27 protein-coding genes and 1 pseudogene are annotated in these 23,409 nt (G+C 37.8%); 14 read left to right on the forward strand and 14 right to left on the reverse strand.

Annotated features, from left to right (window positions below):
- The first annotated feature begins 606 nt into the window (after positions 1 to 606).
- Both KHA88_RS08785 and KHA88_RS08790 read left to right on the forward strand, forming a co-directional pair.
- The gene (locus KHA88_RS08785; protein ID WP_213096288.1) at positions 607 to 1,029 is read left to right on the forward strand and encodes an HIT family protein; all 423 of its coding nucleotides are present in this window, start codon (positions 607 to 609) and stop codon (positions 1,027 to 1,029) included.
- A 159-nt stretch (positions 1,030 to 1,188) separates the two neighbouring features.
- Complete coding sequence (locus KHA88_RS08790) at positions 1,189 to 1,716, forward strand: tryptophan transporter (protein ID WP_213096287.1); 528 nt, start codon at positions 1,189 to 1,191, stop codon at positions 1,714 to 1,716.
- Positions 1,717 to 1,752: 36 nt separating this feature from the next.
- Here KHA88_RS08790 and yhzF read toward each other — a convergent pair whose 3' ends face one another.
- Positions 1,753 to 1,947, reverse strand: a complete 195-nt coding sequence (yhzF, locus tag KHA88_RS08795; protein WP_213096286.1) for a membrane protein YhzF — start codon at positions 1,945 to 1,947, stop codon at positions 1,753 to 1,755.
- Positions 1,948 to 2,098: 151 nt separating this feature from the next.
- Between yhzF and KHA88_RS08800 the strand changes: the two genes are divergently transcribed.
- Together KHA88_RS08800 and KHA88_RS08805 are read left to right on the forward strand one after the other, a co-directional pair.
- The gene (locus tag KHA88_RS08800) at positions 2,099 to 2,479 is read left to right on the forward strand and encodes a YtxH domain-containing protein (RefSeq protein WP_213121714.1); all 381 of its coding nucleotides are present in this window, start codon (positions 2,099 to 2,101) and stop codon (positions 2,477 to 2,479) included.
- A gap of 182 nt (positions 2,480 to 2,661) precedes the next feature.
- Positions 2,662 to 3,231 carry an HTH-type transcriptional regulator Hpr gene (locus KHA88_RS08805; RefSeq protein ID WP_213096284.1) on the forward strand — a complete coding sequence of 190 codons (570 nt, stop codon included), beginning with the start codon at positions 2,662 to 2,664 and terminating at the stop codon, positions 3,229 to 3,231.
- Positions 3,232 to 3,241: 10 nt separating this feature from the next.
- Here KHA88_RS08805 and KHA88_RS08810 read toward each other — a convergent pair whose 3' ends face one another.
- Positions 3,242 to 3,571: a DUF1878 family protein gene (locus tag KHA88_RS08810; RefSeq protein WP_213096283.1), complete on the reverse strand. Its 330-nt coding sequence runs from the start codon at positions 3,569 to 3,571 to the stop codon at positions 3,242 to 3,244.
- A gap of 191 nt (positions 3,572 to 3,762) precedes the next feature.
- On the opposite strand from KHA88_RS08810, the gene KHA88_RS08815 reads away from it, so the two are divergent.
- Positions 3,763 to 4,299 carry a DUF3267 domain-containing protein gene (locus tag KHA88_RS08815; protein ID WP_213096282.1) on the forward strand — a complete coding sequence of 179 codons (537 nt, stop codon included), beginning with the start codon at positions 3,763 to 3,765 and terminating at the stop codon, positions 4,297 to 4,299.
- Positions 4,300 to 4,654: 355 nt separating this feature from the next.
- Complete coding sequence (locus KHA88_RS20965) at positions 4,655 to 4,834, forward strand: hypothetical protein (RefSeq protein ID WP_249305899.1); 180 nt, start codon at positions 4,655 to 4,657, stop codon at positions 4,832 to 4,834.
- A gap of 241 nt (positions 4,835 to 5,075) precedes the next feature.
- On the opposite strand, the gene KHA88_RS08820 is transcribed toward KHA88_RS20965, so the two are convergent.
- A complete protein-coding gene (locus KHA88_RS08820) occupies positions 5,076 to 5,174 on the reverse strand; it encodes a YjcZ family sporulation protein (RefSeq protein WP_346728939.1) in 99 nt (32 codons plus the stop codon).
- Between the two features lie 87 nt (positions 5,175 to 5,261).
- Entirely contained in the window at positions 5,262 to 5,348 is an 87-nt protein-coding gene (locus KHA88_RS08825) for a YjcZ family sporulation protein (protein WP_213097779.1), read from the reverse strand.
- Between the two features lie 177 nt (positions 5,349 to 5,525).
- Between KHA88_RS08825 and KHA88_RS08830 the strand changes: the two genes are divergently transcribed.
- A complete protein-coding gene (locus KHA88_RS08830) occupies positions 5,526 to 6,437 on the forward strand; it encodes a peptidylprolyl isomerase (RefSeq protein WP_213096280.1) in 912 nt (303 codons plus the stop codon).
- 47 nt (positions 6,438 to 6,484) lie between these two features.
- Here the strand turns inward: KHA88_RS08830 and KHA88_RS08835 are convergent, their stop codons facing one another.
- The 5 genes and pseudogenes from KHA88_RS08835 to KHA88_RS08855 form a co-directional block, all read right to left on the reverse strand.
- Positions 6,485 to 6,670, reverse strand: a complete 186-nt coding sequence (locus KHA88_RS08835) for a sporulation YhaL family protein (RefSeq protein ID WP_213096279.1) — start codon at positions 6,668 to 6,670, stop codon at positions 6,485 to 6,487.
- A gap of 301 nt (positions 6,671 to 6,971) precedes the next feature.
- Positions 6,972 to 7,246, reverse strand: a pseudogene (locus KHA88_RS08840) (transposase); the annotation flags it as partial.
- Positions 7,247 to 7,451: 205 nt separating this feature from the next.
- Positions 7,452 to 8,396 (reverse strand): 3'-5' exoribonuclease YhaM, encoded by a 945-nt coding sequence (gene yhaM / locus KHA88_RS08845; RefSeq protein ID WP_213096278.1) that lies wholly within the window; start codon positions 8,394 to 8,396, stop codon positions 7,452 to 7,454.
- Between the two features lie 77 nt (positions 8,397 to 8,473).
- Positions 8,474 to 11,464 carry an AAA family ATPase gene (locus tag KHA88_RS08850; RefSeq protein ID WP_213096277.1) on the reverse strand — a complete coding sequence of 997 codons (2,991 nt, stop codon included), beginning with the start codon at positions 11,462 to 11,464 and terminating at the stop codon, positions 8,474 to 8,476.
- 18 nt (positions 11,465 to 11,482) lie between these two features.
- Complete coding sequence (locus KHA88_RS08855; protein ID WP_213096276.1) at positions 11,483 to 12,712, reverse strand: metallophosphoesterase family protein; 1,230 nt, start codon at positions 12,710 to 12,712, stop codon at positions 11,483 to 11,485.
- 173 nt (positions 12,713 to 12,885) lie between these two features.
- On the opposite strand from KHA88_RS08855, the gene KHA88_RS08860 reads away from it, so the two are divergent.
- On the forward strand, positions 12,886 to 13,071 hold the full coding sequence (locus KHA88_RS08860) for a YhzD family protein (RefSeq protein WP_213096275.1): 186 nt from the start codon (positions 12,886 to 12,888) through the stop codon (positions 13,069 to 13,071).
- Between the two features lie 166 nt (positions 13,072 to 13,237).
- Here the strand turns inward: KHA88_RS08860 and KHA88_RS08865 are convergent, their stop codons facing one another.
- The 4 genes from KHA88_RS08865 to KHA88_RS08880 all read right to left on the reverse strand — a co-directional run bounded on the left by KHA88_RS08865 (position 13,238) and on the right by KHA88_RS08880 (position 17,014).
- Positions 13,238 to 14,023 (reverse strand): enoyl-CoA hydratase, encoded by a 786-nt coding sequence (locus KHA88_RS08865; protein ID WP_213096274.1) that lies wholly within the window; start codon positions 14,021 to 14,023, stop codon positions 13,238 to 13,240.
- Between the two features lie 474 nt (positions 14,024 to 14,497).
- Positions 14,498 to 15,364, reverse strand: a complete 867-nt coding sequence (locus KHA88_RS08870; protein ID WP_213096273.1) for a Cof-type HAD-IIB family hydrolase — start codon at positions 15,362 to 15,364, stop codon at positions 14,498 to 14,500.
- A 120-nt stretch (positions 15,365 to 15,484) separates the two neighbouring features.
- Positions 15,485 to 15,838 carry a YlbF/YmcA family competence regulator gene (locus KHA88_RS08875; RefSeq protein ID WP_213096272.1) on the reverse strand — a complete coding sequence of 118 codons (354 nt, stop codon included), beginning with the start codon at positions 15,836 to 15,838 and terminating at the stop codon, positions 15,485 to 15,487.
- 39 nt (positions 15,839 to 15,877) lie between these two features.
- Positions 15,878 to 17,014 (reverse strand): DUF445 domain-containing protein, encoded by a 1,137-nt coding sequence (locus KHA88_RS08880; protein ID WP_213096271.1) that lies wholly within the window; start codon positions 17,012 to 17,014, stop codon positions 15,878 to 15,880.
- Positions 17,015 to 17,179: 165 nt separating this feature from the next.
- Between KHA88_RS08880 and KHA88_RS08885 the strand changes: the two genes are divergently transcribed.
- The 6 genes from KHA88_RS08885 to KHA88_RS08910 all read left to right on the forward strand — a co-directional run bounded on the left by KHA88_RS08885 (position 17,180) and on the right by KHA88_RS08910 (position 21,721).
- A complete protein-coding gene (locus tag KHA88_RS08885; RefSeq protein ID WP_213096270.1) occupies positions 17,180 to 18,508 on the forward strand; it encodes a YheC/YheD family endospore coat-associated protein in 1,329 nt (442 codons plus the stop codon).
- A 44-nt stretch (positions 18,509 to 18,552) separates the two neighbouring features.
- A complete protein-coding gene (locus KHA88_RS08890; protein ID WP_213096269.1) occupies positions 18,553 to 18,771 on the forward strand; it encodes a YheE family protein in 219 nt (72 codons plus the stop codon).
- A 75-nt stretch (positions 18,772 to 18,846) separates the two neighbouring features.
- On the forward strand, positions 18,847 to 19,041 hold the full coding sequence (locus KHA88_RS08895) for a hypothetical protein (RefSeq protein WP_213096268.1): 195 nt from the start codon (positions 18,847 to 18,849) through the stop codon (positions 19,039 to 19,041).
- Positions 19,042 to 19,108: 67 nt separating this feature from the next.
- Positions 19,109 to 20,011: a helix-turn-helix domain-containing protein gene (locus tag KHA88_RS08900; protein ID WP_213096267.1), complete on the forward strand. Its 903-nt coding sequence runs from the start codon at positions 19,109 to 19,111 to the stop codon at positions 20,009 to 20,011.
- Positions 20,012 to 20,127: 116 nt separating this feature from the next.
- A complete protein-coding gene (locus KHA88_RS08905; protein WP_213096266.1) occupies positions 20,128 to 21,228 on the forward strand; it encodes an ABC transporter ATP-binding protein in 1,101 nt (366 codons plus the stop codon).
- A gap of 286 nt (positions 21,229 to 21,514) precedes the next feature.
- A complete protein-coding gene (locus KHA88_RS08910; RefSeq protein ID WP_213096265.1) occupies positions 21,515 to 21,721 on the forward strand; it encodes an alpha/beta-type small acid-soluble spore protein in 207 nt (68 codons plus the stop codon).
- A gap of 232 nt (positions 21,722 to 21,953) precedes the next feature.
- On the opposite strand, the gene fumC is transcribed toward KHA88_RS08910, so the two are convergent.
- Positions 21,954 to 23,342: a class II fumarate hydratase gene (gene fumC, locus KHA88_RS08915; RefSeq protein ID WP_213096264.1), complete on the reverse strand. Its 1,389-nt coding sequence runs from the start codon at positions 23,340 to 23,342 to the stop codon at positions 21,954 to 21,956.
- Positions 23,343 to 23,409: the final 67 nt, after the last annotated feature.

Below are 23,409 nucleotides of genomic sequence, written 5' to 3' on the forward strand. Positions count from 1 at the left end.
TTACAATAATGTTATTGTACCAAAAGTTAACCAACGATTGTATATTAACCACTGGTTAATTTTACCTCTTATACTGATCTTGAATTCGGATAATATAATATCGAAGGAGCGGGGCTAAGCGAAGCTGGGGTGGTTGTCGAAGACAGAATCTCGCAGTAGAAGCGGAAAGTAACGATAATCATTGAACATGAACATCGATTATCAATCTTGACTAACTAGACAAGGGAGATGATTGCGTTGGGCATGATAATGAAAAATCGCGTATTTCTGATTAGTATCCATTGATACTAAATGAAACTGGGGTGGTTGTCGAAGACACGTATCTGCAGTAGAAGCGGAAAGCCACGATGAACATTGAGCATGACTTCGATTATCGATCTTGATAAACATGACAAGGGAGATGATTGCGTTGGGCATGATAATGAAGATTCGGATATTCCTTTAATAAGATCATTTCATTAAAACGAAATGGTCTACAAAGGAAACTTTCCAAGTAACCCGCTAATCCCTTCAGCGTGCAGGGTTTGTTTGAAACCCTGCACGTTTTCACTTTTTCCTGGTTATGTTAGACTATTCATATCAACTCTAGGAAAGGTGAATCATTATATGAGCGATTGTATTTTTTGTAAAATCGTAAACGGAGAGCTGCCTTCGGCTAAAGTTTTTGAAAATGACGATGTTTTAGCATTTCTGGATTTAAGCCAAATAACCAAAGGTCATACGCTTGTTATTCCGAAAATACATAATGAAAATATATACGATATGGCACCAGAAATAGCCGGAAAATTATTCGAAGCAGTTCCAAAAATTTCCCGTGCCATTAAGGCAGAGTTCAATCCACAAGGATTAAATTTATTAAATAATAATGGATCATTTGCGGGCCAAGAGGTCTTCCATTTTCACTTACATCTCATTCCCCGCTATAATGAAAACGATGGATTTGGTACAAAATATATAAGCCATCAAAAAGATTATAGTTCCGAAGACCTACAAAACCTTGCCAAAGCCATACAAAAAAATATGAATTAATCATTACTCCTGCCTTTGGCGGGAGTTTTTCCTTGAAAAATTCACTTCTTTATTCCTCATGTATATGCTACAATATTCTTAATCTTTCGCTGGCAGCAACGAGTGCATGTCTAGGAAAGAACAGAGAAAAGAATAGCTGAGAAGAGGAGAGATTTACAAATGAATACTAGAACACTTGTATCTTTATCACTACTATTGGGAATTGGAACAGCACTCCATTTTATCATTCCCCCGATCATGGGAATAAAGCCTGACATGATGCTTTCCATGATGTTTCTTGGAATCGTATTGTTCCCAGAAAAAAAGAATGTTTTATTATTAGGAATTGTTACAGGGCTTCTAACTGCGCTGACCACGGGTTTTCCAATGGGACAAATACCTAATATGATTGACAAACCAATTACTGCATTTGTATTTTTTGGATTATATTTATTAATTGTTAAAAAAATCCCACATATTGCTGGAGTAACCATCTTGACTGCTTTATGTACAATCGTTTCGGGGGTTCTCTTCCTAGGTACCGCTTCAATTTTCTTTGAATTACCTGGAGGAGCATCATTTATCGGATTATTCACTGTCGCTGTCCTTCCTGCTACAATCTTAAATGGTCTTGTTATGTTCATCCTTTACCCAGTCGTCAAAACCATTTTGAAAAGAACAAACTTAATCGAACCAGCACAGTCATAAATGGCAGAAGAACCTGGATAGAATCCGGGTTCTTCTTTATTTTGCTAGGACAGCAAGCAACATACCAATGATAAAAAAAACGAAACCAGCCCCACCCAATGTTATCGCTCTTTGCCTCAATATCCTTTTTGGCGGATATATTCCAGGCCGCTGGTGTGCTGCCAAAAAATGGAGCATTCCCACAAGCAGAATGATCCCTATCATAATAAAAATAATCATGATGACTTTCATGCCTGGCTCACCTCAGTCTAGTCCCGCTCCTTAAATTCTATGCATAAAAAAGTGTTCCCATGAATGAAATAGGGTAAAGATGAAAGCAGGAGATTTTAAATCTTTAGAGAAAAGGTAAGAATAAGAACATATTATGGCTGAGGTGATATTAATGAATAAAAAAGCACTCGCATACGGAATCTTGATTGGCGGAGTAGTAGGAGCGGCAACAGCGCTTTTAACAGCCCCCCTTTCAGGGAAAGAGCTTCGCAACCAGGTGAAGGATGCTAAAGGCGAATGGATTAGGATTGCACAAGATATTAAAGAAGATGCCATGGAAATTAAAGATTCCGTCACTAAACTATCGATAGAAGGAAAAGAAATAATTAAAGAGCTGGCCAGTGATGTCAAGTTGGCTGTTGAGGAATGGCAAAGAGATATTGAACCAAATAAAGACGCAATGAGAGAAGAAATGAGAGAAATCCAACATACAATTGCACAATTGGAACAAAAGCTCCAAGAAGAAAAAACAACTGTTTCATCATCGAAATAATTATGAATAGATAAGATTTTTGTAATTTTAGCTTTTATATGACTTAAACTGCTTCTGGCCCATAACTTTGGGCCAGTTTTTATATATATTTCTCTGTTTCTAAAAATTTTGTCTATTTACACCTTTATTAATTTTTACTTTATTGGCATAATAATAATAAAGACAATAAGGCGGGGAAAACGATGGATGAAAAAATAATATCGATGAAAGAATCAATGCTATTTAGCCAAAGAATGGCACAACTAAGCAAAGCATTATGGAAATCGATTGAAAAGGATTGGCAACGATGGATCAAACCATTTGATTTAAATATTAATGAACACCATATATTATGGATTGCCTATCATTTAAATGGTGCGTCTATCTCAGATATTGCCAAATTCGGGGTTATGCATGTTTCTACTGCATTCAACTTCTCTAAAAAGTTAGAAGAACGGGGACTACTGCAATTCTCAAAAAAAGAAAGCGATAAACGCAATACGTACATCCAACTTACTGAGAAAGGTAAAAACCTCTTGCTCGAAATAATGGAAGTATACGAACCGAAAAACAATTCGGTTTACCAAGGTGCCCTCCCACTTCGCGAATTATACGGAAAATTTCCTGACATCATCGAACTCATGGCAATTATCCGAAATGTATATGGGGAGGATTTTATGGATATATTTGAAAAATCTTTTCATAATATTGAAACGCAATTCACGGAAGAAGACGGTAAAGTTAAAAAGTTAGAAGTGGAAAAAGTAGTATGACGCCTCCCTGTTATAAATTTTTTTGTAATATTTTCATTAACTGTGGATAAATGTTTTGTTTTAGACAAGCATCGATCACTTCGACGGCTTCTAATTTTGGGTTTAACTTATATAGAAATTCAATAAAAAGCGGAGCAAAAAAAACAAATTTATCCGCTTTCTGCTTTTGCGCTTCTTTGCTCAATTCTTCACACAACAAATAAAACTCTGCTGTTTCTTTTTCATCCAGATTTTTTTCAATAATGAGCCGATCAAATTCATGACCCTCACTTTTGATCATTTTTAATAATAACTTTTGATGGTACTCAAGACGTTCTATTTTTGACCATAATTTATCCATATATATTCCCTCATTTTTCATTGGCCTCATTAAAACTATTCGCTATTTTTTCTATATTCCCTTTAGATTTCTATAGGTGTTTTTTAAATTGTAAAAATGGTAAAATCCCTATTGCTTTTCAGCTTTTTTCGTCGTACAGTATGTAGAGTTGAAGCTGCTGTAAAATTAGAACTATCTGGAGGCTATCATCCATGCATTGCTGGAAATCATATCATGTAGATAAAAGGTATCAGTTTTATCGGCTTTTTATTATCTCTTCCTTGATCACGCTTCTTGTTTTTATCACGTTATACGTTCCTATGCAAACAGTTGCTTCAGAACAGCTCAAAGATAATTACTTTATTGTCTTTTTATGCATGTTCATTTTGCTTTATCCTGTGCATAAACTATTTCATGTGCTTCCTATAGTTAATCATTATCAAGATTTTAAATTGGAAATAGATTTTTATTTTTATATACTTCCAATTATCGATATAAAAGTTCAAAATCCCATTTCTAAAAAGAAATTTGCAGCTTCACTGATTTTTCCGTTTCTCGCTATTAACACCATTTTATTATCGGCTATTTTCATTTTTCCTGCATATGTCCATTATGCCACTATTTTACTAGCCTATCACATCGGAATCTGTGCGGTTGACTTAATGTATATTAAATCCTTATTTTCGTCGCCAAAAGATGCCCTAATTGAAGAAAATGAAAACGGATATGAAATTTTGATAAAAGAATAAATTTTAATGGCTCTTTTTAAAAGACTGTTTTCGCAAACTTTGTTGTTATTTACCAAATAGTGCGGAGTGGTTGATTTTCCGCTCCAGTTGCTCGCTTTCCGCGGGGCGGGCGGTGAGCCTCCTCGGCGTAAACGCCTGTGGGGTCTCACCTGTCCCGCTGCTCCCGCAGGAGTCTCGCACTTCCACTCCAATCAACCTTCAATAGTTTTCGTTTTATAAGCAACAATCACTTAGAAAAGAGCCTTTTAAAAGGGTCCTTCTAATTTTTTTCCATTTTCGGAAATGTATTTATCTATCTTTTTTTAAATAAATTTGCTATTCTTTTACTATTAGGAGACGAAGGGGAGGATGGGTATTGATCTCCGCTTTTATTGTATTTGCTATTTTCATATTCTACATATTTAATAATTTAACAAATTCCCTCTGTGTGCAAAGGGAAATACCTGAAGAACGACAACCTAAAGTATTTCGCACGATAAATATTCTGATTACCATTTTGCTTTTCTCATCTTATATTGAAGTTTTATATACTTAAGTAAGAAAAGCGGAAGCGCCTTGATCAGCCCCGACAAGCAAATGTTCTGAGGCAATAAAAGTCCGGTCTTGACTTTTAATGACTCAGGTTATTTGACCTCGAGGAGCTAGGCGCTGGAGCTGGACAAAGAAAAGTTGAAGCATTTTGGAGAGTGGCTGTGAGTAGACATAAAAAAGACGGACCTCCAGTGGGAGTCCGTCTTTTTTGTTTAATGCTTGTTAAGCCATGGTTTTTTATTATTTTAGTAAAACCATGAAGCTCCTACGATGATTAACAAAATAAACAACACTACGAGTAAGGCAAAGCCTCCGCCATATCCTACTCCTACAGCTCCTCCCACTTTTGACACCTCCTTCATTTTGCTTTGTTTATCCTATTCAGCTTTTTATTCAGGTGTTAGGATTTTCGCTCTTAATTTAAATCATTTTTAGCAAATGAATGCTGCACCTACGATGATCAGCAATATAAATAGAACTACAAGCAGCGCAAATCCCGAACCAAATCCAACTCCCATATCGATTACCTCCTTTTATCTTTCGCTACAGCATATGCCCTTGGCGGGCGTCTTGGTTGAATCAAATGCCCATTTTTTTTATGAAAGTCCCAAAATTGTTTTTTTTCTTATGTAAATTGTGATATAGTATGTTTTGTGGCTTTAAACAATCATAGATAATACAGGGAGTTGTCTTATATGAAAAAATGGGTGTTATCGCTTTCTTTGGCTGCCGGGGTAATTGGTCTTGCAGGATGCAGCAGCAACAGTGGTGGGGAAGCTGTTGTTAAGACAAGCGCGGGTAATATTACAAAAGAAGAACTTTATGAAGCAATGAAAGACAAAGTTGGCGAGCAAGTTCTTCAGCAGCTCGTATTAGACAAAGTGCTTTCCAAGGATTATAAAGTGAGTGACAAAGAAGTCGATGAAAAAGTTGAAGAGGTAAAATCCCAAGTGGGACCACAGTTTGAAATGCTACTTTCAAATTACGGATATAAAGACGAAGAAGATTTTCGTCATTCGTTAAAACTGAGCCTTCTCCAAGAAAAAGCAGCAACGAAAGACATTAAAGTTACAGATAAAGAAGTAAAAGAGTATTACGACAGTAAAAAGCCTGAAATTGAAGTAAGACATATTTTGGTTGAAGAAGAAAAGACTGCAAAAGAAGCAAAAGCAAAGCTTGATAAAGGTGAAGATTTTGCTGCAGTGGCAAAAGAATATTCTAAAGACCCGGGATCTGCTGAAAAAGGTGGAGAACTTGGATTTATTTCCACGGAAGACCCTAGTTTGGATGAGCAATTTAAAGAAGCTGCGTTTAAACTGAAAAAAGATGAAATCAGTGTGCCTGTTCAAACACAATTCGGCTATCACATTATCCAAGTAACGGATATAAAAGAAAAAGAACCATTCGATAAAGTCAAAGACAAGTATGAGTACGAACTAAAAGTGTCCAAGCTCGATCCAGATACTGTACAAAAAACATTAAAAAATGAGCTTGAAAAATCTAAAGTGAAAGTAGAAGATAAAGAATTGAAGTCTACTTTCGATCCAATCCTTAACGTACCTGCCCAAGAAGATGGCGCGCCAAAGGAAAAAGAAGAAAAGAAATAACAAAAAAAGCTGCCTTGCGCAGCTTTTTTTGTACTTCCTAATCCTTTTCATCCCGTTTCGTTCAATTGCCGTCTCCGCTCTTTCTCTTCCTCCATCCTGTCCATAAACACTTGTCCTTCTTTCTCAATCCATTCTGTTTCCACTTGCTGGTCTTCCTTTGCTGTTTTTATTGCCATAAATGCGCTGGAGAAAATCCCCAATATAACGATATAAACCCAAAATGGCAAAGACATGTTTTACGCTCCTTTCATATGCTTGTCCACTTGCTACACTATATGTCTAGTAATCAAAAAAAATACCCTTTTAAAAAGGGTATTACAGATTGTCAATAAAGGGTATGTTTCTCTGCAATTTTTCATTAATTGACGCTCTCTGCTAACCGGCCTGTTGATTTCGCTCCGAGCACTCGCTTTCCGCGGGGAGGTCCGGGAGCCTCCCTCGGCGCTTTGGCGCCTGCGGGGTCTCCCGTAACCTCTCGATCCCGCAGGAGTCGAGTGCCCTCCGCTCCATTCAACTGGGATTCAGTTCCTCTTAGAGTTTTTCCTCATATGCGCGAGCTTCTTTACGCCCGATTTTCTTTTCCAGCTTACGTTTAATTGCACTTGCCTAAACATGAATGGAATTAATGTACACATGTTCTGCGCTAAAAATTTTTTATCTATAATAACTAAAATATGATAGAAAATCTGTTCAAATAACTCCGTATCTTGAAAACGACACACATAATTTTTACCAAAGGTAGTGAAATGAGGCACTTTTGTATGAAAATCGAAACCTAAAAACCAACGATAAGCCGTATTGGTTTGGAGAAGCGTCCGCTCGACTCCTGCGGGATATGCGAGACAGCCGAGACCCTGCAGGAGCGTAGCGACGAAGCGGCTCGGCGCTCGCCCCGCGGAAAGCGAGCGGTAAGCTTCGAAAAACCTGGTCTATCTAATATAAAAATAAACAGACTGTAGACAACTCGCTTTTTGGAGTTTATCTACAGTCTGAAATACCCTTTTAAAAAGGGTATTATAAATGAAAGGTGGGTTTATAAAAGGAGCGATTGTCAAGAGGAAAGATTCGTTCTGAAAACTCTCCCGGTTTTACCCGCTTCAATGCTCGGTCAAGCATATTCATTTTGGCATCAAGATTATCAATTAAGTGTAAAATTTCTGCTTCCTTAATCATTGGCTGTTTTGGGCTTCCCCATTCTAATTTACCATGATGACTTAAGACTAGATGTTGTAAAATAACTACTTCTTCTCCATGTATTCCCAGCTCATCAGCTGCCTTGCCTATTTCATTAACCATGATCGAAATATGGCCTAGCAAATTCCCTTCTACTGTATATGATGTGGAGACCGGACCCGATAACTCAATCACTTTTCCTAGATCGTGAAGGATAATTCCAGAAAACAAGAGATCCTTGTCTAATGACGGATAGAGCTCTGCGATGGCTTTCGCTAAGTCGAGCATGGAAACGACGTGATAGCCAAGACCTGAAACAAATTCATGATGATTTTTTGTTGCAGCCGGATATTCCAAAAAACCCTGAAGATATTTTTTTAATAAATGCCTTGTAATTCTTTGGATGTTAGGATTTTTCATCTCAAAAATATATTGCGTTACTTTACTAGATATTTCATCCTTACTAATTGGTGCCGTCTCAAGTAAATCTGATACACTTACACCATCTTGAGGAGAAGAAGGTCTTATCTGTCTGATTTTCAACTGCATTCTTCCTCTGTAATTATGTACCTCCCCCGCAACACGGACAATAGTTTCAGGCTGGTACATTTTCACTTCATCGTCCGAGGTATCCCATAGTTTTGCTTCAATATCTCCCGATTGATCTTGTAGAATAATAGTAAGGAAAGGTTTTCCATTGCTTGCAATTCCTTTTGTTGCACTCTTAATTAGTAAAAAGAGATCAACCTGTTCCCCAACATCATGCATCAATAGTTCTTTTGCCATCATAACGCCTCCGATTCCGAAAAAATATCTAAAAAGAGTATATCATATCATTTTATTAGCTGCTCAGAAAGGAGCCATCATTGATTATTTACGATTAGCTGTTCCTTTTTTCCGGGCAAAGAAACAATAGATTCATCTTGGAAATGATTTCGTATATGTTCGTGACATGTGAACAACAGAATTTGCGTAGTCTCACTAACCTTTTCAATAAGCCGAAGGACTTTTTGGGTCCGCACATAATCGAAATTTACAAATCCATCATCTATAATAATTGGAAATGGGTAATCCCCTTTAAGAACTTGGACCAGCGCAAACCGCAACGCAGTATACAACTGTTCCCCGGTTCCTTGGCTTAATTCTGCTGGATCAAATAGAACGCCATCCGAACTCTCTACAACAAGGCTGCCCTCTGGGAGGAAGGTTAAGCGAGTATACTCTCCATCAGTTAAAAAAGCCATATATTCTTGCGCTTTTTTCACGACTTTTGGGAATCGTTCCTTTTTATAATTATCCATGATTTTTTGGACTAGTGACTTTGCAATCGCAATTCTTGCCCAGTTTCTTGATTCCTCATTAAAAATAGATCGAAGTTGGTGGAAGCGATGCAGTTTTTCTGTGTACGACCCGCCTTCTTCCAAGAGCTGCAGTTGATGACGGACGGAAGCAAGCTCGCTACGAAGTTCATCAAGTTGGACAGATGTTTTTTTGTTTTTTTCTTTAAGCGCAATCAGCCGTTCTTTTATTTCTTCATCTGATTTGGACATCCGCGCAGTATCCGGTAAATTACTTCCAAGTTGAGCTGTCAACATCGCGACCCGCTCCTGCATTTTAGTTAATTCTTCAAACTCTCTCGCTTTTTTCCGAAATTCTTCTTCGCAGTCTACTTCAGCCAAAGTTTGTAATTTACTAAGGGAAGATTGATATTGTTCCAATTCAAACTCTAGCGGCCTAGCCTCGTCTGTTAACTCTAATAATTTACCTGTGAGCTCTTTTTGAATAATGGTTTTTTCTTGTTCTTGTTTAAATATTTTCTTTAGCTGAAAAAAAGTTACTCCTGGCTCTTCAAATTCAATACCAGCGGCATGAGAAAGCTCACTTAGAGTGGAAATCCATTGCTCATGTCTCTGTAAATATTCCTTTAACTCGTCCTTTGTTTTTGCTTTCGTTTTTATAAGTTGCGATAGCTCCAACAATAGTTCATAGGCGTCATCAAGTCGTGATACAGAGAAATTTTGGACTAATCCGAGTTCATCTCTAATCTCTTGTAACTTTAATTGATTTTCATAATATAAATCAGCAGATTTTTGCTCCTGCTCTCTTAGTTCATTGATTTGCTGTTTATGTTGTTCAAGAAGGGAATATGAATTTTTCCACTCTTCTCTAAGGCGGACTTGCTCTTCATAGCGCTTAAGTGAATCGTCCATGCCCGTATTTCGCTTAGAAAGTGTATTAGAAAGTACTTGAATTCGTTGCTTCAGACGCTCACTTTCCTGTGGACTTGTAGCATTGTTTTTCCTCATCGTATTTAAGGATAATATCGAAAAGGCAAGTGCGATCGCAGCAAATGTAGACATCACCCATTGCGATGAACTTAATGTCCAAATGAGAAGTCCAATACTAATAATAAGAAAAACTCCCGTCCTTGCATATGCTTGATCCCGTTCTTTTTTCTTCAGGTGCTTAGATCTTGCTTCATTTTTTAACAATAATTCGAGTTCTTTTTCATTATCTTTCTTTTCCTTGCGCAGTTGCTCGGTATTCTCCCAATCTTGCTTTTCAATTTGTAATTGCTTGAATTCATTTTCTGGCAGTAACGTCAATTCAATTTCCTGGCAAATATTCTCCATTTTCTTCTGCTTGTTCATCGCTTGGATAATTTGTGTTCTAATTTCTCCGAGCTTCGAATCCAGACGGACATCCTGATTCAATAAGTCCTTGATTCGTCCTTTTATATCAATACTTAAATTAACTTCCCGAAAATGCCCCCCTATTGGATAATGTAATTCCTGGCAAATTGCTTCTATTCGTTCGTTACAATCTATTTTTTTTCTTTGCAAGGTTGCGATTACCGTTTCAAGGTGCTGAAAATAGGACCATTCATTAATCATTTTTTCAGCTCTTACCATCATTGGCTGAAAAGCATCGATAAAAGCATGATCTTTCAGCAATCTATGAGTTTGTCGAATTCTTTCCTTAATTCCACTAATACGACTAGATATAGTGACTATTTTATCTAGGTTTGTCTCATATCGGGCAAGACCATTAGCTGGAAATTGGATGGAACCGATTTCCTTTATTCGGCTCTGGAGCTGATTATTTTCATAAATGAGAGGCCATTTTCTAAGCAGTTCTTTTCCGTTTTGAAGCTCTTGTTCATCTTTCCTCAACTCAATTTCTATTTTGGCTATATTGCGTTCGATTGTCTCTTTCTTCAAAAGAATAGCTTCGTATTGGGCATTTTGCTGCTTGGCGTTTTTAAGTTCTTTCTCCTGTTCACGCAGTACCTTTATTTGTTCATTAAGCCTAGGCTTTCTTCCGCTTGGCTTAAACAGTTGGTCAAGCTCTTTTTGAAAGAGCTGCTCCGCACTTAGGAGCATATCCGTTCCAATCGTGCCAGCTGCAATTAAATAACGGCCAATTTCATCACCTTTTATACGCTGTACCTCTTGAAGGCCATGGAGATTAAACGAGAATATACTTTGATACATTGCTTTATCCATTCCTTCAAGCAAGTTAGATAGCAGCTCTTCCCCTCCCCTTGTCCCATCCTCTAAGATGATAGATACATCGCCCGATGATTTACCTTTTACACGTTCGATAACAACCTCTCCATGTGTACTCGTTTCCAATATGAGCCGCCCGCCATATGCAGAATGTCTTTTCGGCTCATATCTTAAAATTGCTTGCTGCTTGGATGGAAAGCCGAAGAGGATACTATGGATAAATGACATGATCGTTGATTTTCCAGCTTCATTTTCCCCGTAAATAATTTGCAAAGAAGAAATTTCCCGAATCTGAAAATCAATAAGTTTTCCGTAACCGTAAATATGTAAACTTTTTACTTTCAATATTTCAGCCTCCCTCCATTAGTTTCCAAGCTGCCTAACAATCAGTTCTTTCGCCGATTCTAATAGCGCCTTTTTTTCAATTTCTTCAATCTGCGTCAAATACCGACTCCCGTAAATATGTGAAAACAAACTAGAAACTGCTTCATCGAATGTATCCTTTTCCATATCCTTTATTGCTAGATTCAGCATGTGAATAAATGATACATCTATCAAGGTGCTATTTGCTTTTTCAGCGGCAAAGTTTAAATTAATTTTATATGGCCAAACGAAGGCTTCAGTAAAATCAATCCCGTCTTGCAGCATTTCCAAAAACTCACCATTATCGATTTTTAATTTTAGGTCGGCTGAAATGACACTTGGATTTTGAAGGTTGATTTCAAGCATGATTCCAAGTCCAATAGAATTTAATGTTTCCATATGTTGCGTAATGATCGTATATAAATCTGTGAGCCCCATATTTTCTTCACAATTTAAATCCACTGATTCCCAGCGAATAATATCCGTTTCATGAAATTCCAATTGACTATGTCCACTTGATTCCAGTGTGACAATATAGCAGCCTTTCTCACCGTCTTCATTTCGGTGACGCCCTTGTATATTCCCCGGATAAACAATAAAAGGATCCTCATTCAAGATTTGTTTTTTATGTATATGTCCTAAGGCCCAATAGTCCATATCCTTTTGTAGTAGTTCAACAATTGAAAAGGGGGCATAAGGCTGATGAAGGCTAATACCTCCTTCACAATGGCCATGTAACAGACCAATATGAAAATGTGCTTCGCCTACTTTTTCATATTCGGAAATTTTCCTATCGACCACATGTCTTTCAGGATAACTAAATCCATATAAATGAACATTACATCCACTCTTAACAGTGACCGATTTCATTTCTACCTCACTTGAGAAAATCTGAACATTTTCAGGCATGTCCAACATAAGCCAGCTACCTGCGAGGTGATCGTGATTACCGTGAGTTATAAATGCAAAGATTTCAGCATCACGAAGCCTTTCCATCTGTTTTCTTAATCTCGCCTGTGCTTTGATGCTCCTATCTTCCCCATCGAATAAATCGCCTACGATGACAACAAAATCAACCGCTTGCTCAATAGCGAGATCAACAACTTTTTCAAATGCAGCAAATGTGCTTTCTTGAATGCGTTCAAATAAATCCTTAGGCAAATGGTTTAGTCCTAGGAATGGACTATCCAAATGCAAATCCGCTGTGTGAATAAACCGAATTCCTTCCAAGCGTGCGTCCTCCCCTCAAAACGAATATACGTTCCTATATTATACAACATGGAGTAGCGCGCTGCCAGAAGTAGGATCAAAAGACAAGCGGAAATTAGTCTATTACTCTTTTCATTTGAAGCTGAGTATGTAAAAATAACAGTTAATAAGGGAAGCGTTAAGGAGGGGCTCGGATGCCAATATATAAATTAACTGCCTTTGAACAAACTGGAGAGAAATTGCTTGATGAAGGCTTTGAAGCTGCAGACCATCATGAGGCTAAAGAAAAAGGTAGTGCGATACTTACTGAAAAAGACTTAATAGAAAAAACCCATCGATGTACATCACCAGAGGGGATGCTTGTTTTATTTCATCGCTAATAAATGCGGAAGCTCCAAATTGTTTTCACCTTCAGAGACCAGATATTGGTAAAAGGTTATTTGACCTAGCGGAATTAGACGTAGGCGGCTCATTCTTTTTTTCTTCCAAAACGAAAAATGGCCTTCATATCGCTATTTTCGATATGAAGGTCACTGTGTAAATTTATTATTCGCCTCGAAATACAGGCGGACGTTTTTCTACAAATGCTTCAATTCCTTCTTGATGGTCTCTCGTCTGTCTCATCACCCATTGTCCCTGCTTTTCAAGTTCCAGTGTTTTCAGTAATTTCTCTCTGTTTAACTCAGCATATATTTTTTTCGTTTTAATCATAGCTAACATCGGCCGATTTTCCCAAAATTCTAACCGTCTTCTAACTGCAGCTTGTACATCAACCACAGCAACTTCATCGACGAGACCGATATTTTTCGCCTCATCTGCAGTCAATGTTTTTCCTTCCCAAATAAGCTGCTTTGCTTTTCTTGTACCCATTCTTTCCCCCAACAAAAAATGCCCCCCACCATCTGGGATAAGTCCGATTCCAATAAAATTCATAGCAATCCGGCTCTCTTCAGAGCAAATGATGTGATCTGCTGCAAGAGCAATACTTAATCCTAGGCCCGCCGCTGCACCTTCAATTGCAGCAATCGTCAATTGTGGCATACTATAAATTGTTACGATGAGAGCATTGATTTTATCCATTATGTTAAAAAAAGCATCTTCCCCTTGTAATTGCAGCATTTCCTTAATATCTCCACCAGCAGAAAATGCTCCCCCGTTCCCGCTTAACACTACCATTTTCAGTTTTTCATCTGCTCTTACTACTTTCAAGCATGCGTCCAGTTCGTCAATCATCATTAAATTTAATGCATTTAATGCCTTTGGCCTGTTCATTTTTACGACTGCAGTGCTCCCTTGAATTTCAAGTTCAACTGTTTGGAACGTAGTCTCCAAGTATTTAACCTCCCTTTATACAATCTCTATAAGAATAAGATAACTGAATGGGCGCTCATTCACAATTCAAATGAATGAATCTTTGAAAAAATCTCCCAATTAATGAAATTAGTCCTAGACTAAAAACCTACGATTAGCCATGTTGGTTTTAATTGTTTGACGCATGGAGAGAATTCCGAATACATACTAAATAAACTCATCTTAATTTATTGGATTGGAGAAGCTTCCGCTCGACTCCTGCGGGATATGCGAGACAGCCGAGACCCTGCAGGAGCGTAGCGACGAAGCGGCTCGGCGCTCGCCCCGCGGAAAGCGAGCGGTAAGCTTCGGAAAACCTGCTCTATCCCATATAAAAATAAAAAAGGCTGTAGACAACTCGTTATTTCGAGTTTGTCTACAGTCTGATGCACACTTAACTTTCATATATGAAAATTGAGTGTGCATACCATTATTGTTTGTAAAGGGAACTGCCCTTTACTTTAATACATTAATTTTTTTCAAAAATTCAAGTTTATACTGTTTGCGGAAATGTTCCTTTACCATATAGGCAACACCGTTGTCATTATTCGACCGTGTATTCCAGTTCGCTGCTTGTTTAACTTCTATTGGTGCATTCCCCATTGATACTCCTAGTCCTGCCCATTTAACAAGTGGCAAATCATCCATTCCTGCTCCAATTGCAACAACTTCGTATGGAAGGATACCAAGTCGCTCACACACCAACTTTACGCCATTCAATTTCGAAACTCCCGCCGCTACAATTTCTAACTTTAAGCTGCCTGAATCGATACAATCAACTTCGTCATACATTTCAGTTATAGCTTTCTTTGCGTCGGCGAAATCAGCAGTATGTTCAAATAAGGCTTCAATCTTAGGTGGAGAAACTGGACTATCAAGTAATCTATCACTTAGCACGTCAACATATTGTTCCGAATAAGAAAACTTGCCAGAAGGTTGAAATACCACCTTCGCCATCATATTTTCAGGTAATTTCACTTTATTGCCGAGCGAAAATTGTTCATGAACCAGCTTGATTTGGCAAGGAAATGATTCAAGTAAGGAAACGATTTCGCTTGAAATCTGTTCATGAATTCTATTTACAAAGATGGGTTTCTTCCATTCCTTACCAATATATCCACCTTGGTGGGAAACGATATATTCATCTATTTTAAGTGTCTTAGCTACTCTCTTTGCCGATGGGAAATTTCTTGATGTTGTAAGGATAACAGAAATTCCTTTTTTCTTGGCATACTCAATTGCTTCCCGGGTCATTTTATTTATGCGGCCATTATCTTGCAATAATGTACCGTCAATATTTAATGCAAGCAGTTTATAAACCATGATGCTCCCCCCTTATAATGCAACATAGAGCTTTATTACTTTTATATTTTATGAAGGGCATATTCAGGATAGAACCATAGAAAAAAACCGCCTTCACTAGGAAAGCGGATTTTATAAGTTTTATCCCATCATCTTGCCATATAGATCATCGAGGGGCTTCATAATAATTTTATTCAATTCATTAATCGCCATGCTCATGCGCTGTTCAGCATCCATCAGCTTTGTCACTTTTTCATTTTCTTGAACTCGGTTAGCTATCGATTGTGCTTCCATAATTTCATCTTCTGTAATGTCTTGACCTGCCATCTGCTTTTGCTGAAGCTGCATTTGGACATTTCGGAATGCATCAAACATAGATCTAGCCGTTTCATCGTTTTCCACTTCTTTATACATCTTTTTCAAATGAATATACTCGTCGCTTTTTCGCATCGCTTTTTCAAGTTCATAAGCATAATCATACAAATTTGTTGTCATTTGGTAAAACCTCCTTTTCCCCATTATTTTAGCATATTACTATGTCAACAAAACAATGATTCCCTGAATTAGCCCGATAGCCCCACCTAAAATGGCCCCCAAATATGTAATCATGGCCAATTCTTTTTTTGCAATCGATATTACAAGTTCTTCGAGCCGCTGCAAGGAGAATGATTCAATTTGTTCTCGAACAATCTCCTCCACCTGGAATCTTTCTAAAATTTCACCTGAACGATTTGTGAGATATTCGCCCGCTGCCTCAAGGATACGCGGTACAATTTCTTCCTGCAATTTTTCTCTATATGGAGAGATTAGCTCAGCAATTGTTTTTTTGAAAAATGGCTCCACTTGAAATATACTGGCAACTATTTGTTTTGTGTGAAGCAATAATTGATCATCTTTCATATTTGTAAAAATTGCATCTATTGGTTTATTTTGCAACTTGTCCCATTCAGATTCAAGTATGTTTACAAGCATTGTTTTTGTGCTGGGATTATTGAAAAACTTAATAATTTCAGGCTGAAATTTATCTGCTAACGAATCATTGCCAATAAACATTTGTACCATATTCCACAGTTTCCCTCGTTCTTTAAGGAAGTTTTCAATCATGATTTTTATTTTTTCTTTACCTTCCTGTGTAGCAAAATAGTCGGTTACTTTTTGAATAATATGATCAGCTACATCCGGGATCTTACCTTGCAATTCTTCCGTCCACTCTGCTGGCAATATATTATTGATACTTTTGGTCCAATATTGTTCTTTTAGACCTGTATATTTTCGTTCGATTTTTTTATTAATATAAGCATTCGTTTGAGCGATTGGTTCATTAATATGAAGTTGATTCAGCAATTGCTCCAATGTCAAACCTTTATCTAGCCAGCTGTTTAACTTTTGGCTAACCAACGCCTCTGTCTCTTGCCTGAACTTCTCACCTTTTAATTTTTTTTGGAGGCTTTCAGGAGTTACCAAATGCTCTACGACAATCTTCCCAATTTGCGTGGCAAGCTCGTCTTTTCTTTTAGGTATTAATCCAGGGGTGAAAGGCAGCTGCCATTTCCCTATAAAATACGTTTTATATGGTCGGAACAGCATTATAATCGCCAAAAAGTTGGTTAATCCACCTATAATTGCTCCAACGAATACCATAAAAGCCATTCGCCATACCCAGTCAGACATCTCCATCATCCTCTCCTATGTTATACCGGGTTGTATGAACATTAACTAATTTTTTTCATACGATAAAAATATAATGCGCCCAATCTCAATTGCAAGGTTCCCCCTGATTATAAGGAAAGATTCCAGATCAACGCAAACGTGGACGCTTTGAAAGGAGTTTTGTAAATGGCTGAGTATTTTAATCTTGAAGTTTTTGATAGTCCTGATCTTCAATTTTTTTATCCAAGGGAGTATGAAGTCGAAGTGCCTCCTGAAAAAATTGCCTTTGGTTCCAGTTGGACTGAAGTTACAGGCGCAAGACAGCCTAATGGACGAAATGTAATTTCGGTAAGCTCTCGACTAGCAAAAAAGCTGAATTTGCCTAAAGAAATTTCTTCACTTTGCTTATTTTCCAATGATGAGACAATTTATTTAGGACCGCTTGTAGGTATCTTCTCTTCTGGATTTACTCCGTTTCAAATTTCACCAATTGGAGAAAGATCGACTTTATTTGCCAAGTTACTTTCTGTCCAATCCGATGTAGGGGCAGTATCTTTTCTGTTCGGCGAACAACATATCGATTGGGAACATGGATTAATAAATGGATATTTTTACTTTGATAAAGGTTGGGAACGAAGGAAAGTGCCTTTTCCAAACGTAGTTTATGACCGCCTCCCCTATAGTCAATCAGAAACGATGGAAAAAGCGATAATAGTCAAGTCTAAATTAGAAAAGGATTATTTGATCCCATGGTATAACCCAGGTTTTTTTAACCAGCTTGAATTGTTTGAAAGACTGTACAACGACGCCCAAACTGATACTTATTTGCCTGAAACATTATCTTTCACATCATTTTCTGAAATGGAACGTATGCTGGCTGAATATGGTCATGTATTTTTGAAAAATCCTCAAGATAGAACCGAAAGACGAGTCGTCCAAATTATTTACGATAAAATTGAAAGCATTTATTATTGCCGTATATATGAAGGAAAAGCCCGATTGCTAAAGTTTGAAACACTCGAGAGACTGATGAGTAAAGTTTTCAAAGGACAGTCTCTAGAGAAGCTCATCGTACAACAAGGCATTCGGTTAATACGTAGAGAAAAGCAGCCCATCGATTTCCGTGTTCAAGTTAATAAAAATGAAACTGGAAAATGGCAAGTCAGTGCAATGGCAGCGAAAAAGCGAAAAGGATCAGCCTCTGATCGAAATCACAACTTCATCTTAATGCTAAGTGATGTTTTTCCGGATCAGAAGGAACTGGAATTATTTAAAGAGAAGCTTGAAATAGCAGCTCTTGCTCTTGCTGAAGGGATTGAAAAAAATCTTGGTGGTACCTTCGGTGAAATTGGCTTTGAACTTGGAATTGATTATGAAGGAAAGGTATGGATGCTAGAAGCTGATTCAAAACCAAGCAGGTTTATTTTTTCCCACCCAGGTTTGCAGACCGAAGATATGTTAACAAGAAAGCTTCCTCTATCCTTCGCTATTTACATGACGCAAAAAACACTCTGAAATATTCAGTAATCTTTGCTACAATGGTTATGAGGTGAGTCAGAATGCTCTTGCATTTCCAGGTTCAGTCTTTATATGAAGACAAACGTCTTCCCGGATGGCGGTTTTCTTTTTATTTCAATAGATGTAAATACGAAGGAACCTATCATCCAGATGGGAGTATACAATGGATGTCACTTGCTCCTAAGGAACAAGATCAGGCCATTTTAGAAAAACAAATCCATGATTTAATGCTCTATCATATATATGATACCCAGCGTTAGCTAAACTTTACCAAGAACAACTTTGAATGCAGCATGCTATTTGCAGCCAACACTAGATGTAAGGAGGCTGATGGCATGGATAAGAAAAGAAATGCAGATCTTTTTTTACCTGATACACAGAATGAAGGAAGAGATCAATTTTACATGGATGTCGACAGGATGGTCAATGAAGGGATGTCGGGAGGATCTGTCCATATGCGAGCCGATTCCACCAATATTGAACAATCGACAGACTTTTTTCCTGAAGACCCACCGGAATATATGGAATAAAAGATCAAAAGGGGTGGAGGATCGAAAGCCCACCCCATTCAATTTATAAAATAAAGAGGCGACACCTATGATTAATCGTTTAACGGAATTATATCCAAATGCTATTTTTACAGCAACACCCAGTTTAGATCCCCATATGTATTGGTTCAAGGAAAACAATACAGAACAATATATGGGAATTCCTTCAACAGACTTATCTCCGAAAGAAATCAATATTTTAAAAACCTTATTTACAATGACAGCGGTAGACGAGTCGATTAACGTTTCGGAGTCTGTACGGCTGTGGCGCAATTTTTTTCTGTTCGATGAGCCAGTACCTTCATTCCAACAAAATCATTGCCGCTTTATTCATTTTTCTATATCAAATATGCGTGAACAATTTCAATTCGATGAATGGGAAGAAGCAGTTAAAAGTTTATTTCCTCATGAAATAAGCATCGTACCATTTAGTGGTTATGACGGAGTAATCGTTGAAGACCAAAGGGAATTACAAATGGATGAAGACGAGCTTTTCTCTGCAATCCAAGCGTTTGAAAGTGATTTTTTCTTTAAAGTCCATTTTTTTATCGGTCGTTTTCATTCTCCGGATGACAAACTAAAGCAGCTATTTACATTGGAAAAATCTATATTTCAGCTATCGCTTGATGAGCAATCGGAAGACCGAATTTTCACTTTGGAAAAATTAATGCCCTCCTATGTATTCCGATCCATTCCCAAATGTGATAGAAACATTTTATTCGGTGATATACATAATCTCTTAGTTGAAGATCATGACTTATCTGAAACAATTAAACGTTATATTGAAAATCAATCGAATGCGACACTTACTGCTAAACAACTTTTTATGCATCGAAATAGTCTTCAGTATCGTATCGATAAATTTATTGAAAAAACAGGTATTGACATTAAAACTTTCCATGGTGCCTTTTTTGCTTATTTAGGTTGTTTATACAATCATGAGGAAGACTAATATGCACGTTGCCCAAAAATTCGACTCGTTTTTTGTGCACCTTGTCCATAGCTTCATGAAAGCGCATTCTGTAAACTAGTAATCAGATACAATACAATTACTAGGGGGATTTAATAATGGCTGAACTACGTTTGGATGGCATTCATAAAGTATATGACAATAAAGTAACGGCTGTAGAAGATTTTAACCTTCACGTAAAAGACAAAGAATTTATCGTTTTTGTTGGTCCGTCTGGTTGCGGTAAATCTACTACTCTTAGAATGATTGCTGGATTAGAAGAAATTTCTCAAGGTGATTTCTATATTGATGATAAAAGAGTAAATGATGTTGCACCAAAAGACCGCGACATCGCAATGGTGTTCCAGAACTATGCTCTATACCCTCATATGAGTGTATATGACAATATGGCGTTCGGATTAAAATTACGTAAAATGCCTAAAAAAGAAATTGAACAACGTGTAAATGACGCTGCAAAAATTCTAGGTCTTGAAAACTTCCTAGATCGTAAGCCTAAAGCTCTATCAGGTGGTCAACGTCAGCGTGTTGCACTAGGCCGTGCAATCGTTCGTGATGCAAAAGTATTCTTGATGGACGAGCCGCTTTCAAACCTTGACGCTAAACTTCGTGTACAAATGCGTGCTGAGATTGCTAAACTTCACCAAAGACTTCAAACAACAACTATTTATGTAACGCATGACCAAACTGAAGCAATGACAATGGCAAGCCGCATCGTCGTAATGAAAGACGGGATCATCCAACAAGTTGGATCACCGAAAGAAGTTTACGATAACCCAGAGAACATTTTTGTTGGTGGCTTTATCGGTTCACCTGCAATGAACTTCTTCCATGGTAAGCTTGAAGCTGACGGATTCCTACTTGAAAATGAATTCAAAGTTGACGTCCCAGAAGGTAAAATGAAAATGCTTCGTGACCAAGGATATGTAAATAAAGATGTCGTGCTTGGTGTTCGTCCTGAAGATATTCATGATGAGCCCGCATTTATCGACGCTTCTCCAGGAACAAAATTAAACGTTCTTATCGAAGTTGCGGAACTTACAGGTGCGGAAACAATGCTTTATTCAAGCATTGGAAATCAAGATTTCGTATCAAGAATCGATGCAAGAACAATTGTTCAACCAGGACAAAGAATGGATCTTGCTTTTGATATGAACAAAGCTCATTTCTTCGATATTACAACTGAACAAAGAATTAGATAATTTCAAGCGTAAGTGCCCTTTTCAATAAAAAAACTTCTGCCATTTGGCAGGAGTTTTTTTCGTTATTAAGTAAATATTAATTATACGTTCTTGTCAACATTCCATATTTTTTCGGAAAAAATTCCCTGTATCACCCGCGCATATTTTTTTGCAAAAAAAACATAATACAATATACAAACAAAATTTAATCGCTGGGTTAACCCATAGTTGGCACAATCTTATGTGCGCCGGTGCAATTCCGGCTAACCCAACCAATACTATACTTTACAACAAGGAGATGACACAAATGGCTAACAACAGCAGCTCAAACCAACTTGTAGCTCCAGGTGCACAACAAGCAATCGACCAAATGAAATACGAAATCGCATCAGAATTTGGAGTAAACCTTGGTGCGGATACAACTTCTCGCGCTAATGGTTCAGTAGGTGGAGAAATTACAAAGCGTTTAGTTCAAATGGCTGAACAACAACTTGGCGGATTTGGACAACAATAACACAATTTAATAAAAATGGCTAAGCCCCCGGGATAACCCGGGGGCTGAATTATCATATTTTTTATATCCAGCTCCAGCGCCTAGCCCCTCGAGGTCACAAGTCAAATTGCTGTGGTGGCTGAAGTGCTGCCTCCTCGCAATTCGCCTTGTGCTTGTCGGAGGCCTGCAGGATGCAGGTCAGGACGGCGTTGCCACGGGACGTGGCGATCTTAGCCGTTCTTCCGTCTCTCGCTTACGCTTTTAAATTAACCATCTTCTCCGGATCAATCCATTCATCATATTGTTCTTCGGTTAAGTATCCAGTTTTAATCGCAGCTGCTTTTAATGTTGTTCCTTCATTGAAAGCAAGTTTTGCAATTTCTGCTGCTTTTTCATATCCAATATGAGGGTTTAAGGCAGTAACAAGCATTAGTGAACGATTTACATTTTCTTCAATGACATCCACATTAGGCTCTAAACCTTGCACACATTTTTCATCAAAAGAAACCATACCATCAGCAAGCAAATGTACAGATTGCAAGAAATTATAAATAATAACAGGTTTATAAACGTTTAATTCAAAGTTTCCTTGGCTAGCAGCAAAACCAATGGCGGCATCATTGCCGAAAACTTGAACAGCAGCCATTGTCAATGCCTCACTTTGAGTTGGATTTACCTTTCCAGGCATAATTGAGCTACCTGGTTCATTAGCTGGGATATTGATTTCTCCGATCCCACTTCTAGGTCCACTTGCTAGCCAACGAACATCGTTAGCAATTTTCGTCAAATCAGCAGCAAGTCCTTTAATTGCGCCGTGGACGAATACGATTTCATCATGACTTGTTAAAGCATGAAACTTATTATCGGATGAAACAAAGGAATAACCTGTTTGATGACTAATTTGGGCCGCAACCTTATCACCAAAAGTAGCATGGGCATTAATTCCGGTACCAACAGCTGTTCCACCTATTGCTAAATTAAGCAAATGCTCCGCACTTTCTTTGATCATTTGCTCACTTTTTTCAAGCATAGCTCTCCAACCGCTAATTTCCTGGCCGAGTGTAAGTGGCGTTGCATCTTGTAAATGAGTACGACCGATTTTAATAATATCCATATACGCTTTTTCTTTTTCAAGAATGGTCTGCTTCAGTTGGGCTAATGCCGGTAGTAAGCGTTTGTAAATTTCTTCGTAGGCAGCAACATGCATAGCTGTTGGAAAAGTATCGTTCGAGCTTTGAGACATATTGATATCGTCATTTGGATGGATAGTCTCGTCAGATCCTTCCTCTTTTAATAGCTCATTAGCACGACGAGCAACTACTTCATTCACATTCATATTAGACTGAGTGCCGCTTCCTGTCTGCCATACAACGAGCGGAAAATGCTCGTCAAATTTACCTTCCAACACTTCGTCACACGCTTTTGAAATCGCTGATTTTTTAGTATCGGAAAGATTGCCTAACTCATTATTCGCATTTGCAGCCGCTTTCTTTAAATGGGCAAATGCTTTTATTACTTCATTAGGCATTTTCTCATTGCCAATTTTAAAGTTTTCCTTACTACGCTGTGTTTGTGCTCCCCAATACTTATCTTCAGGAACTTTGATTTCACCAATGGTATCTCTTTCAATTCGATAACCCATATGTATAGCCTCCTATTACTAATCATTCTACCTTTTCTATTTTCTCATATATTTAGATAATTTTCAT

This window comes from Lederbergia citrea (assembly GCF_018343525.1).
GTDB classification, from domain to species: Bacteria; Bacillota; Bacilli; order Bacillales; family Bacillaceae_C; genus Lederbergia; species Lederbergia citrea.

Bases quoted from the DNA above. Each gene is read 5' to 3' on its own strand.
- fumC (WP_213096264.1), bottom strand. From the start codon at position 23,342: ATGGGTTATCGAATTGAAAGAGATACCATTGGTGAAATCAAAGTTCCT.
- KHA88_RS08890 (WP_213096269.1), top strand. From the start codon at position 18,553: ATGCTCTTGCATTTCCAGGTTCAGTCTTTATATGAAGACAAACGTCTT.
- KHA88_RS08815 (WP_213096282.1), top strand. From the start codon at position 3,763: ATGCATTGCTGGAAATCATATCATGTAGATAAAAGGTATCAGTTTTAT.
- KHA88_RS08800 (WP_213121714.1), top strand. From the start codon at position 2,099: ATGAATAAAAAAGCACTCGCATACGGAATCTTGATTGGCGGAGTAGTA.
- KHA88_RS08825 (WP_213097779.1), bottom strand. From the start codon at position 5,348: ATGGGAGTTGGATTTGGTTCGGGATTTGCGCTGCTTGTAGTTCTATTT.
- KHA88_RS08810 (WP_213096283.1), bottom strand. From the start codon at position 3,571: ATGGATAAATTATGGTCAAAAATAGAACGTCTTGAGTACCATCAAAAG.
- KHA88_RS08785 (WP_213096288.1), top strand. From the start codon at position 607: ATGAGCGATTGTATTTTTTGTAAAATCGTAAACGGAGAGCTGCCTTCG.
- KHA88_RS08870 (WP_213096273.1), bottom strand. From the start codon at position 15,364: ATGGTTTATAAACTGCTTGCATTAAATATTGACGGTACATTATTGCAA.
- KHA88_RS08885 (WP_213096270.1), top strand. From the start codon at position 17,180: ATGGCTGAGTATTTTAATCTTGAAGTTTTTGATAGTCCTGATCTTCAA.
- KHA88_RS08880 (WP_213096271.1), bottom strand. From the start codon at position 17,014: ATGTCTGACTGGGTATGGCGAATGGCTTTTATGGTATTCGTTGGAGCA.
- yhzF (WP_213096286.1), bottom strand. From the start codon at position 1,947: ATGAAAGTCATCATGATTATTTTTATTATGATAGGGATCATTCTGCTT.
- KHA88_RS08910 (WP_213096265.1), top strand. From the start codon at position 21,515: ATGGCTAACAACAGCAGCTCAAACCAACTTGTAGCTCCAGGTGCACAA.
- KHA88_RS08805 (WP_213096284.1), top strand. From the start codon at position 2,662: ATGGATGAAAAAATAATATCGATGAAAGAATCAATGCTATTTAGCCAA.
- KHA88_RS08875 (WP_213096272.1), bottom strand. From the start codon at position 15,838: ATGACAACAAATTTGTATGATTATGCTTATGAACTTGAAAAAGCGATG.
- KHA88_RS08830 (WP_213096280.1), top strand. From the start codon at position 5,526: ATGAAAAAATGGGTGTTATCGCTTTCTTTGGCTGCCGGGGTAATTGGT.
- KHA88_RS08895 (WP_213096268.1), top strand. From the start codon at position 18,847: ATGGATAAGAAAAGAAATGCAGATCTTTTTTTACCTGATACACAGAAT.
- KHA88_RS08900 (WP_213096267.1), top strand. From the start codon at position 19,109: ATGATTAATCGTTTAACGGAATTATATCCAAATGCTATTTTTACAGCA.
- KHA88_RS08860 (WP_213096275.1), top strand. From the start codon at position 12,886: ATGCCAATATATAAATTAACTGCCTTTGAACAAACTGGAGAGAAATTG.
- KHA88_RS08905 (WP_213096266.1), top strand. From the start codon at position 20,128: ATGGCTGAACTACGTTTGGATGGCATTCATAAAGTATATGACAATAAA.
- yhaM (WP_213096278.1), bottom strand. From the start codon at position 8,396: ATGGCAAAAGAACTATTGATGCATGATGTTGGGGAACAGGTTGATCTC.
- KHA88_RS08790 (WP_213096287.1), top strand. From the start codon at position 1,189: ATGAATACTAGAACACTTGTATCTTTATCACTACTATTGGGAATTGGA.
- KHA88_RS08835 (WP_213096279.1), bottom strand. From the start codon at position 6,670: ATGTCTTTGCCATTTTGGGTTTATATCGTTATATTGGGGATTTTCTCC.